This is a genomic window from Staphylococcus sp. Ze2 (genome assembly GCF_048568365.1).
Taxonomy (GTDB): domain Bacteria; phylum Bacillota; class Bacilli; order Staphylococcales; family Staphylococcaceae; genus Staphylococcus; species Staphylococcus xylosus.
On the sequence record NZ_CP183486.1, the window covers coordinates 1,242,515 to 1,254,853 of the forward strand.

Annotated in this window: 11 protein-coding genes; 4 read left to right on the plus strand and 7 right to left on the minus strand. The window is 32.4% G+C overall.

Annotated elements, in window-relative coordinates:
• Positions 1-254 precede the first annotated feature (254 nt).
• The 3 genes from ACM591_RS05570 (at position 255) to ACM591_RS05580 (ending at position 3,748) form a co-directional block, all read left to right on the plus strand.
• The gene (locus tag ACM591_RS05570; protein ID WP_029378921.1) at positions 255-1,217 is read left to right on the plus strand and encodes a LacI family DNA-binding transcriptional regulator; all 963 of its coding nucleotides are present in this window, start codon (positions 255-257) and stop codon (positions 1,215-1,217) included.
• Positions 1,218-1,301: 84 nt separating this feature from the next.
• The gene (locus ACM591_RS05575) at positions 1,302-2,786 is read left to right on the plus strand and encodes a sucrose-6-phosphate hydrolase (protein ID WP_081225102.1); all 1,485 of its coding nucleotides are present in this window, start codon (positions 1,302-1,304) and stop codon (positions 2,784-2,786) included.
• Positions 2,783-3,748 (plus strand): carbohydrate kinase family protein, encoded by a 966-nt coding sequence (locus tag ACM591_RS05580; protein WP_225489537.1) that lies wholly within the window; start codon positions 2,783-2,785, stop codon positions 3,746-3,748. The genes ACM591_RS05575 and ACM591_RS05580 overlap by 4 nt, the downstream gene beginning before the upstream one ends.
• A 35-nt stretch (positions 3,749-3,783) precedes the next feature.
• On the opposite strand, the gene agrA is transcribed toward ACM591_RS05580, so the two are convergent.
• The 6 genes from agrA to ACM591_RS05610 form a co-directional block, all read right to left on the minus strand.
• Positions 3,784-4,500 (minus strand): quorum-sensing response regulator AgrA, encoded by a 717-nt coding sequence (gene agrA / locus ACM591_RS05585; RefSeq protein WP_029378924.1) that lies wholly within the window; start codon positions 4,498-4,500, stop codon positions 3,784-3,786.
• 12 nt (positions 4,501-4,512) lie between these two features.
• Positions 4,513-5,808 (minus strand): quorum-sensing sensor histidine kinase AgrC, encoded by a 1,296-nt coding sequence (agrC, locus tag ACM591_RS05590; RefSeq protein ID WP_326026908.1) that lies wholly within the window; start codon positions 5,806-5,808, stop codon positions 4,513-4,515.
• A 29-nt stretch (positions 5,809-5,837) separates the two neighbouring features.
• On the minus strand, positions 5,838-5,975 hold the full coding sequence (gene agrD / locus ACM591_RS05595) for a cyclic lactone autoinducer peptide AgrD (protein WP_069795725.1): 138 nt from the start codon (positions 5,973-5,975) through the stop codon (positions 5,838-5,840).
• Between the two features lie 2 nt (positions 5,976-5,977).
• Positions 5,978-6,547, minus strand: coding sequence for an accessory gene regulator AgrB (locus ACM591_RS05600; RefSeq protein ID WP_326026907.1), 570 nt, complete (start codon positions 6,545-6,547; stop codon positions 5,978-5,980).
• Between the two features lie 766 nt (positions 6,548-7,313).
• The gene (locus ACM591_RS05605) at positions 7,314-8,099 is read right to left on the minus strand and encodes a carbon-nitrogen family hydrolase (RefSeq protein WP_047172118.1); all 786 of its coding nucleotides are present in this window, start codon (positions 8,097-8,099) and stop codon (positions 7,314-7,316) included.
• Positions 8,100-8,462: 363 nt separating this feature from the next.
• Positions 8,463-9,092, minus strand: a complete 630-nt coding sequence (locus ACM591_RS05610) for a nitroreductase family protein (protein WP_042362363.1) — start codon at positions 9,090-9,092, stop codon at positions 8,463-8,465.
• A 194-nt stretch (positions 9,093-9,286) separates the two neighbouring features.
• Between ACM591_RS05610 and ACM591_RS05615 the strand changes: the two genes are divergently transcribed.
• On the plus strand, positions 9,287-11,464 hold the full coding sequence (locus ACM591_RS05615) for an SdrH family protein (protein WP_418354308.1): 2,178 nt from the start codon (positions 9,287-9,289) through the stop codon (positions 11,462-11,464).
• 79 nt (positions 11,465-11,543) lie between these two features.
• Here ACM591_RS05615 and mroQ read toward each other — a convergent pair whose 3' ends face one another.
• Positions 11,544-12,287, minus strand: a complete 744-nt coding sequence (mroQ, locus tag ACM591_RS05620) for an intramembrane glutamic endopeptidase MroQ (RefSeq protein WP_042362365.1) — start codon at positions 12,285-12,287, stop codon at positions 11,544-11,546.
• Positions 12,288-12,339 lie beyond the last annotated feature (52 nt).

The window sequence follows — 12,339 nt, forward strand, 5'->3', positions numbered from 1 at the left end:
ACTAAAAATAACAAAAGCAAACAGCGATGCATATTAAGCCATACATTTTCACCTAATTCATGTGATATCCCTTCTTTAAATTGTAGTTTCTACTTCTATATCATACTCGAAAGTCCTCTTATATATTGCTGTTTAGATACAAAGCTGAAAAATTCAATCTTTTGGTAAGAGAAGATTTAAATAGTATTTAAAGCGATTGCATTATGATAAAATGAGTATTGTTTATAATAGTTAATTAATGAGAGTGAGAAAATATGAAGAACATTGCTGATATAGCAAAAATTGCTGGGGTTTCTAAAAGTACAGTCTCGAGATATTTAAATAATGGTTCGGTAAGTTTAAAAACTCAACAAAGATTAGATAAAATTATTCGCGAAAATGACTATCAGCCCAATCAATTTGCACAAAGTTTACGTGCGCGTAGAACTAATATGATAGGGGCAATTATTCCTAGAATGAACTCTTTTGCTGTCGACGAGACAATTAAAGGAGTCAAAACAGTCTGTGATCAATTGAATTATAGTTTACTTCTAAATTACACAAATCTTAATATTCAATTAGAAATTGACGCGCTTGAAACATTTTATAGAAGTAAGGTAGATGGTATTGTCTTTATGGCAACAGAAATCACAGACCAACATTTAGAAGTGATTAATAAAATAAATGTTCCTGTAATTATTGTTGGTCAAGCACATGATGATTTACATTGTATTATCCATAATGATTACCAAGCTGGATACTTAGTTGGTGATATGTTAGGTCAACAAGGTTATAACGATATCAAATTCTTTGGTGTAACAGAAAGTGATATTGCGGTAGGGGTTCAACGCAAAGAAGGTCTGATTGCGGGTTTAGAAGCACATAGCATACAACCTGAAATTTCGCTCACATCATTTAATTATCAAGAGGCGATGGTCGATGTTGTAGAAGCGTTAGAAGCATACCCTCATTATGACGCAATTGTTGGGGCTACTGATTCAATTGCCTTAGCGATACATAAATATAATTCAGAACACACGCCACATGCGCACGAAAAGTATATTGTAGGATTTGGTGGAGATCCAGTCACTGATATTGTGTCACCATCTATCCATACCATAAATTACAATTTTGAATATGCGGGAAGTGTGGCTATGGACAAACTAAATCAGATGATACAACATCAAGAAATTGAACAACGCATTATTATCGATGTTGAACAGTCATTTGAAAATTAAAAGAAAAATGGTATGATAAAAAAGTATATTATGGAACCGGTACCATTTAAATGAGCTTATTTTATAAATAGGAGGATACGCACCATGTCGGAGTGGACAAAAGAGCAACGTTATCAAAAATATGAAGATGTTGATCAAGAAACGATTGAAAAATTAACTGAACAAGTTAATCAGTCTGAATATAGACAAACTTTTCATATACAACCCAAAATAGGATTGTTAAATGATCCTAATGGTCTTATCTATTTCAAGGGGAATTATTATGTATCTCACCAATGGTTTCCTTTAGGACCTGTGCATGGATTGAAATATTGGTATACATATCAAAGTAAGGATCTTGTAGATTTTAAAGCTATTGGTCCAACGATTAAACCAGATACGAAAGATGATAGTCACGGTGTATATAGTGGCAGTGCCTTTGAATATAATGACCACTTATATTATATGTATACAGCGAACCATCGAGATAGTGATTGGAATAGAATTTCTACACAACATATCGCAAAAATGTCTAAGGATGGATCGATTAATAAATTTCCTAAAGCAGTGATATCAGCACCACCGTTTGGCTATACTCAACATTTTAGGGATCCTAAGGTACATGTTCAAGACGGTGTTTATTACGCAATGATAGCTGCTCAAAATATTAAAAAACAAGGGAGAATTCTGCAATATCGTTCCACAGATATCGTCAATTGGGAGTTTCAAGGAGAGGTTCAAACGAATCTAGATGATTTTGGTTATATGTGGGAGTGTCCGGATTATTTTAATTTAAACGGTTATGACATGTTATTATTTTGTCCTCAAGGCATAGCTTCAGAAGGGGAACGCTTTAAGAATATTTATCAATCTGGGTATATTATGGGACAGTATGATATTAATAATTTAACAATGAACCATGCTGATTTTCATGAATTAGATTATGGCTTTGATTTTTATGCTCCTCAGACATTCTTAGACGAAAATGGTCAACGCATATTAATTGGGTGGATGGGCTTGCCTGATATTAACTATCCTTCAGATGCCGATGGTTGGGCGCATTGTTTAACTATCCCACGTGTATTGACAATTGAGTCAGGTAATTTAAAACAACGTCCCATCAAAGCGCTTGAAAAGCTTCGCACAAATGAAGAAACGGCACTAGGTTATGCTAATAAATTCACAAGACAATTACATCCATATGAAGGTAAACAGTTTGAATTAATCATCGATATTTTGGAAAATGAGGCGACAGAAGTTTACTTTGAAGTACGTACATCTAAGACGGAGTCTACATTGATTACGTATAATAAGAGGGAGCAAAAATTAACATTAGATCGCAGTGAAAGTGGTCAATTACCAGAACCTGTTGAAGGAACAACGAGGAGTACTTATTTAGATACACCGTTATCAAAACTGCAGTTATTTGTAGATACTTCTAGTGTTGAAATATTCTGTAATGATGGTGAACGTGTGATGACAACCAGAATATTTACAGATGAAAATGCAACAGGCATTAAAACATCTACTGAATCAGGCCAAACCTATCTAAAATTTACAAAATACGATTTGAAAGGTGACACTATATGAAACGTCTACTAGCAATTGGAGAGGCTTTAATAGATTTTATACCGAATACTACAGATTCTAAATTAAAAGATGTAGAAAAGTTTAGTCGACAAGTCGGGGGTGCACCATGTAATGTGGCTTGTACAGCGACAAAACTAGGTGGCAATGCGGAAATGATTACACAATTAGGACAAGACGCATTTGGTGATTTAATTGTGGAAACGCTAGAAGACATAGGAGTAGGTACTCAATATGTAAGACGTACTGAGGAAGCCAATACGGCCTTAGCATTTGTGAGTTTAACTAAAGAAGGAGAAAGAGACTTTTCCTTTTATAGAAAACCATCGGCTGACATGTTGTACAGTACTGATGCAGTAAGTTCCATCGATGTAACTGAAAATGATATGTTGCATTTCTGCTCAGTTGATCTAGTGGAAAGTCCTATGAAATTTGCACATAAGGAATTGATTGAAAAAGTGACAAATACAGGAGGTACAATTGTATTTGATCCTAATGTGAGGTTGCCATTATGGAAAGATGAAGCGGATTGTAAATCAGCAATTCATGAATTTATTCCATTAGCACATATCGTCAAAATATCTGATGAAGAATTGGAATTTGTTACTGGAATTGCAGATGAAAAACATGCTATACAGTGGTTGTTCCACGGGAATGTAAATGTAGTGATTTATACCAAAGGTGCTGATGGAGCGGTCATATATTTTAAAGATGGAAATGAAATTTCTCAACAAGGTTTTAAAGTTAAAGCCATTGATACTACAGGTGCAGGTGATGCATTTATAGGTGCTTTAATTAGCAGATTATTAACTTCTGATAGAACAGACGTGATATCACTGTTGAAAAGCGAAGGTAAAAGCATACTTGAATTTAGTAATTACGTAGCTGCAATGGTAACTACGAAATACGGAGCGATATCAAGTATTCCAAGTTTAGAAGAAGTAAATAAAGCAATAAAAAGCTGAGCATGTATTTAATTACATGCTCAGCTTTTTATGTATTATATCTTTTTAACATTTCTTACAGAAGCATAACAATGTTCATTGTTTTTAAAATAAACTACACGTGATTTAGAGTCGATGGACTCAATATTGTGTCTATTTACTACAAAACTATTATGACATCTAAAGAAGCGTTTATCTAACTGATCAATTTCTTTAAGGTTTCCATAAAATTCGATTTGACGATTATCGAGATGTGCGATTAAGCGATGGGATTTACTAGATGATTCGAAGAACATCACATCGTCATATTGTACATAAATAGAATTGCTACCACGTTTTAATTCTATTGTTTCGACGCTGCTTTCTTTTGAAAGTAGTTTTAGTCGTGACTCAGATGTTTCTAAGCAATCAATCACTCTTGATTTTAATTCGTCTGGATCATCTTTGAAAATGAAATCCATTGCTGCAACCTTGTAGACAAATGTTAAGTATGTCAGTTCACTATGACTTGTAACAAAAATGATATTGCCAACCGGATCATGTTTACGTATTTCACTTGCAAGCTTGATTCCGTTGATGTCAGCTTCTAGTTGAATATCTAAAAAGTAACATCCTATATCATTAATGTTCTTTGAGCGTTCTAAAATGTCATAAGGATCAGCTGTCGCAACTTCAATTTCCATTGGTTTTTCTTCAATCATAATATAGTTATTTATAATTGAAACCATATGTTCACGTTGTCTTTCATCATCTTCACAAATGAATATTTTCACAGTAACACATCCTTATGAATCAGAATTTAAGATTTCCACTTTTTGAATAAAGTAGTTGTTATCAATAGTTGTATCTAATAAAACATTTGTTGTTGAATCCGTCAATTCTTTTAATGTGGATAATCCAAGTCCACGGTTTTTTCCTTTAGTAGAAAAGTTTTCTTGGAAAAGAGTATGTACTTTAGGCATATTTTGTTCACACTTATTCATAACGATAAATGTTACTGACGTATCTTCATTTTTAATAAAAGCGATACGAATAAGTGGTTCTTCAGTGATTTTTTCAGAAGCTTCAATTGCATTATCAAGTAATATACCGATGACTCTACTTAAATTTATAATAGGCATATCGATTTTTTCAATTGGTTCTGGGACCTCAATACTAATGCGAATGTTTTTTTCTTGGGCTTGAAGTATCTTAGTAGTTAACAAACCTTTAATTTCACGAACTTGCAGGTTTTCAATACCATTGATTTTAATTGCATTCATTTGCATACTATCTTGCATAGGTAATATTTCAGAATGAAAGTAATCACTTAAACCTTCCATATCTTCTTCTCTGATAAAGTCAGAGAGGGTAGAAAGGATATTGACGTAATCATGTCTGAATTTACGCATTTCATGATTGATTTTTTCAATTTGTAACGTATATTTATAATAATTTTCAATTTCTTGCATATTACGCTTATATTGAATTTGGCGAATAATGCTAAAAGAAATTGTAATGATAAGAATAGCAGTGGTAATAATAACGACTGCATATATTATTGATAGAAATTTTGCATCTCCAAAAGATATAATTCTATTAGGTAAATAAAAGTAAATTAAACCTAAAATTATTAATAAAAATAGGCTTACTAGTGTTAGGTAGATTTTATTTAATGATAAATCTGAAAATGATAATTGATTAATGAAAAACCTTGCTATATATGCATAAACTAAAGAAGCAATTGTAAATGTAACTATAAAAATAATAGAAAAAGCATATTTTATTGTTATTATATCTACAATTAAAGTAGTAATCCATACACTTGTGAAATTTGCCATATATAAAATAAAAAAGCAAATTAGTACAGATACTATACCAATAAATTTTCTTTTAATATACATAAATATGATACTAGTGAAAAATAGGAAAAATACTACTTTAGTATCAAAATAGATAAATAAAATAGTAGAAGGGATTATAATCCCAACAATCGAAATATAATCCCTTTTAGTATAATTCATACCATTTATAAGCTTAATATTAAAAAATAGTATTATAGCTTGTAATAGTGATAAAAAAACTGAATTTAAAACTTCCATTTTATACACACTTTCTACATTAAAAACTTTTATTCATAAAGATTTGTTAATTCTTTTGGCACTTCTGGCTCATCTACAAAACCACTACAAGGTTTCATTCCAGAAATAGCTCCAATAACAGCAAAAAATTTAGCGATAAAATTTAAGATAGATTCAAAAATATTCATAATTAATTATCCTCCTTAGGGAAAAATATTGGTAATTGTAATATAGATATAATAATAATACCTAGTAAAATTAATTGTTGATAAGGTTCAGTTAAAAAGAGTGAAATCAACAATAAACATAATGTTACACATATTGCCTTAATTTTCTTACCCTTTCTTAGGCGTTGTGGAATAGGCTGCTTTTTAGTGGCAGAAGGTGCATAAATAATAATTGCGATTAAGCCTAAAAAAGCTAATGGATACATTATTATAAATGACACTTGTATATACCCGACTATCCAAGGTAATAACACAAAATAAACTAGACTTTCTATATAACAAGCTAAAGAATTTTTAGCATGCGCACCATGTGCAAAATACCTAATAATAAAAAATGATAAATGAACAGTTAGTGTGTATAAAAACATATGACAAAGGATTGAAACACCATAAATAACAATTGCTTTAAAAAAGTTACTTACCACAACTTGCATGCCTAAACGCATTTTTAAATATTCTATATGATCTAAATTATTACGTAGTTGAAGACTTTTAGCAAAATTGTCTATTTTAGTATCAATTAATCTACTCATTGGCTTTTATCTCCTCACTCGTATTATACAATTTTAATTAAGTTTTATGCGTCTTATTGCGTAACTGTATATTTTTAATTCCTAACTGTTTAAAATATTTATCTGACTAATTTTATCATATTTATGCTTACATTTAGGAATAAAAACTAACGAGTTAGGGATTTTTTTACATTATTTTTAAAAATAATGGTTAAATGTACTTGTATCACAAAGAAGTGATTACATTTTACAAATCATTTAATCAAAATTTTGTTTGAAATTTTTGTTTGAATGATAAGGTTGATTAGACTTTTGAGCAGGGGTCTGATTAACACACTGATATTGTAACTGTACTTTCTTCGTATAGTTGTTATAGTTACAAGTTAAGTTCTCGTTTTTCAATTAATTGATTACAAACAAGAGGAGGCTGATGTAGTGACAAACCATTTCTCAGCAATGATTAGTGATTTCGTAAAATAATACTTTCAGGTACACAACGCGCTTAATTTTATTAAGCAATCCCGAATTTGAATTCGTAGAACATTCCCAGTCTCGATTCAAATATCATTTTAACATTGCCTATAACAGAGGCGATTTAAAGTATTAACATGTAAGCTATCGTAAACATCATTCAATTTATCATTTTAATCGGTAAATTCACTAAATTTTTTCATAATTAATAACATCCCCAAAAATAGATAGAGAAATAACTGTAAAAAACATTCCCTTAATAATAAGTTACAAAAACCGTGAGTCCCTCCCAAGCTCACGGTTTTTATTTTGGTGTTTATTTATATAAATGAGGGCGAAGATTTTTGAAAACTGGAATGTTTTCTCTTTGGGTAGTAACTTCATCTAAGTCGATATTACATGAAATGTGGTCAGGCTTACCTTCTAGTTGCGCAACTATTTCACCATTCGGATTAATTACGATTGAATGACCAGCGTATTCTGTTTGTCCATCATCCCCACATGAATTACATCCTATTACAAACATATCATTTTCAATGGCACGTGCTTTTAAAAGAGCTATCCAATGACTCACTCTTGCTTGAGGCCATTGTGCTACATAAAAAGCTATTTCTGCATCTTTTCGAGCAGGGTAGCGTAATAATTCGGGGAAACGTAAGTCATAACAAATAATTTGTGTGGCTTTAATGCCATTAGATAAATTAAATGCTTCAGGGACAGCGTTACCAGCAGTTAAAAATGTAGGTTCGTCTAACATAGGAACTAAATGTACTTTGTCATAACTATTGATTAAATAGCCATTTTTTGAAACTGCAAATGCTGTATTATACACATCTTCTTTCATAGTATTTGAAACAGAACCTGCAATTATATCAACATTATATTGAATAGCTAGCTTTGATATAAACTCAAAACTACGTGATAGTTGATTGTCAGCTAGTTCTTTTAACTGAGGTAAAGCATATCCATTATTCCACATTTCTGGTAATACAACGACATCAGTTTCGTGGGTTACAAATCTAGAAAACCAATTAATGATGTTTTCCTCATTTAATGAAACATTTGCCGGTTCGATTTTAAATTGAAAAATTTCTATATTCATTCTTATCGCCCCTTAAATTATTGTTAGCATCAATATACTAAAAATATTCTGATAATTCAAAATTAGTAGCTGTTTTAGATTTATAACTATAGAAAGCAATAAACAGTGGAGGTAGATAGTTTTAATAATTAGTGAAAATGTTTGTTAGTTTTTATTTAGAATTAAGTTGGAGAATGAAATGAAGTTTATAAGCATGTTATTTATGTATGGAAAATTGAATTTATTAGTTTTGGTGGAAATAAGATATAAATTTCATTCGCTTAAATTTATTGAGATAACTCATTGGATATTAGAAGAGGCCGAGCATGTATAAGCTCGACCTCTCATTTTATAATTAAATACTAATGAAGTAAGTAAATATGATTATTTTCTAACTAAAAAGCGTTTGCTTATATCATTGAATTCTTTATCTCCAGCCTCATCACGAACATTACCGAAAGGCATTTGCGCAACAAGTTTCCATGTTTTAGGAATTTCAAAAGCTTCAGAAACGGCAACATCAACAAGTGGATTGTAATGCTGTAATGAAGCACCAACGCCTACAGTACTTAAAGCTGTCCAAATTGCAAATTGGTGCATTGCATTTGTTTGGCTAGACCAGATGGCAAAGTTTTCTGCATAGTTAGGCATTTGATTTTGTAATCCTTCGACAACATCTTGGTCTTCAAAGTAAAGAATTGTACCATGAGAATGTTTGAAGTTATCTACTTTATCAGAAGTTGCTTGGAAATCACGGTCTTCGCCCATAACGTTTTTAAGTTCTTGTTTTGTGATATCCCAGAATTTGTTATGGTTATCATTTAAAAGTAATACAATACGTGTAGATTGTGAGTTAAATGATGATGGAACATGTTTGATTGCATGCTCGATAATATCTTCTACTTCGCTATCAGAGATTGAAATCTCTTGATCTAAACTATAAATAGTACGTCTCGTTTCTATTGCATTTTGAAAAGTTTCTAAAGTTGAGTCTTTTTTACTAAATAATCCCATTGTGAATGCTCCTTTATATCAATTTATTTTATATATCAAGTATAATAATTATATCAGAGTTTGTAAATAGGGTTTTACATAAAATTTCAAAAGGATTAATATTTGTTTTCAATAAATTGGTTTTGATGAAAAATAGGTCTTTTTCTTATATACTATATATGAATATAAAAAATATGAATTTTGGAGGTGAATCTATGAAGTGGTATTTTTCGCATAAATTTGTGATGTCCAGCTTTGCTATAGCTTTAAGTACAACATTAATTTCTAGTCAAACTCACGCTGCTGAACAACAACTTAATGAAAAACTAACAAACGAAAACACAAACCAATCAGATAAAAAGCCAATTCATTCTGATCCTACAAATCATACAGAAAGTTCAAGAGTAGCTGGGGATACAGTACAAAGTGATGATATAACTAACCTATACTCAGATAACGACTTAGGCGATATGCCGAAATCTGAAGAACCAAGCCAAGCACAATCTGAGCAAAGTAGTGACATTGATTCAACTGAACAAAACCAATCGAATCCAGATCAGCCAAGTACTCAAGACAATGCAGATAATCAACCAAATCCAGATGAGCCAGACAATGGAGACAGTGCAGACAATCAACCGAACTCGGATGTGCCAGATAATGGAGACAGTGCAGACAATCAACCAAATCCAGATGAGCCAGACAATGGAGATAATGGAGATAATCAACCATCTCCAGATAAACCAGGTAGTGGAGATGGCTCAAGCAATAACCCACAACCCGACAATCCAGATAATGGAGATAGTGGAGACAATCAACCAAATCCAGATAAACCGGATAGCGGGGATAGTGGAGATAATCAACCAAATCCAGATAAACCAGGTAGTGGAGACGGCTCAAGCAATAACCCGCAACCAGACAATCCAGATAATGGAGATGGTGGAGATAATCAACCGACCCCGGATAAACCGGATAGCGGAGATGGTGGAGACAATCAACCGACCCCGGATAAACCAGGTAGTGGAGATGGCTCAAGCAATAACCCGCAACCAGACAATCCAGATAATGGAGATAATGGAGACAATCAACCAAATCCAGATAAACCGGATAGCGGGGATAGTGGAGATAATCAACCAAATCCAGATAAACCAGGTAGTGGAGACGGCTCAAGCAATAACCCGCAACCAGACAATCCAGATAATGGAGATGGTGGAGATAATCAACCGACCCCGGATAAACCGGATAGCGGAGATGGTGGAGACAATCAACCGACCCCGGATAAACCAGGTAGTGGAGATGGCTCAAGCAATAACCCGCAACCAGACAATCCAGATAATGGAGATAATGGAGACAATCAACCAAATCCAGATAAACCGGATAGCGGGGATAGTGGAGATAATCAACCAAATCCAGATAAACCAGGTAGTGGAGACGGCTCAAGCAATAACCCGCAACCAGACAATCCAGATAATGGAGATGGCTCAAGCAATAATCCGAAGCCAGACAATCCAAGTAATGGTAATGAACCAAACACTCCAAGTGGCGGAGGTTCAGAAGTCCCAGACAATCCTCATGACGAAGGTAATACAAGTACCTCAATTGATGACAGTCATGGAGGTCCAAGTACTCCAAATAATTCCGGGAATGATAATACAAAGCCCTCTAAACCAAATGGTCAAGAAGATGCAAATGTAACTCTAAACCCAGGACCTAACACTGATAATAACGATTCAAATACAACTAACAATTCGATGAATCACGCTAATGATAATGGAAATGAGCCTCAATATAGAAGTTCTAGTCATCATGAAATTGCAAGTGGCGGAGCTTCAGTAAGTTATGGTGATTTAGCCAAAAGCGAAAAATCTCAATCGAATGAAAATCAATTAATAAACAGATTTGATCAAATGTCTGCTGGTTCATTTAAATATAATCCTTTTGTAGTTAATCAAGTTAAACAACTAAGTTCTGGTGCTAAAACAGTATCCGATAAAGAGATTTCGTCGGTTTTAAGACGTCAAACTTTTGCAGATAATGCATTTTTAAACGAATTACAAAAAGGCACAAATTATTTTAAATTCCAATATTTTAATGTTTTGAAATCTAGTGATTATTATAAAAATTTAGATAACCAAGTGTTAGCATTGATTACAGGTGAAATTGGCTCAATGCCTGATTTAAAAAATCCTAAAAGACAACAATCCTCAGGTAAATACGAGTATCATTCAAGTAGTGAGGATGAATTGACACATACAACAGAAGAACAATCTAAAAATGAAATTGATATTAAATTTGAACGTACACTATTTGCTTTAATCACGGCAATGATAATTATCTTTGTTGGTATGGTCTTAGGGTATTTCGTTAATAGAAGAAATAAAAAAGATGGCGAATAGCAATCAAAATATAAAAAAGGGAAGAAGTTATGACATAAACTGATGTCACAGCTTCTTCCCTTTAATGTTTTTATAATGATTAGAATAAAAAGTTGAAAATAAACGAAGCAGATTCCTGTATTTCTTTTATCTTTTCTGGTCCTACTAATACTTGAATAATAACTACAAAACCATTTTGCATGATATGCACTAAAATTGGGACCCAAATACGTTTAGTATAAACATATAATGCTGAGAAAATCATACCCATACCAAAGTAAATAATAAAGAAGGAAGGATCTGAATGGGCAGCGCTAAAAATAATTGAACTCACGATCCCTGCAATTAAAAATTTAATAGTTTTATTTGCTTGAATCATATTATAAATTTCACCGAAAATTACTTTTCTAAAAACAAATTCTTCTAAAATAGGGCCAACTACTGAAATTAATATAATGAATATAGGAATTTCTTGAGCTACTTTCATCAGTCTCTCTGTGTTTGGACTTGATTGAGGTGCGCCTAATAAATAGATATTAATCATATTAGCAATAATTTGATAAATCATTACTATGAAATAGCCAACAAGCGCCCATCCAATAGCGTATCTTTTCTTTTCTTTGGGTTGCTGTTCCAAAGAGGTAGGATTAGCGATAAAATGATTGATTAAAATAATTATGAAAGATGCAATAATAAATAATGTAACTTGTGTATAAATTTGTGCAAAGACAAGTTCTTTGCCACTATAGTTATCAAATAGACCCGACAATTGTAAAATGATTACACCAAATTGTGCCAAGCCATATATAACCAATGTCAATATGGACACCCATAAACGAGACATAATGAACCTCCAAAAATTAAATGATACCTTATTTTATCGTAAAATAAAGTTT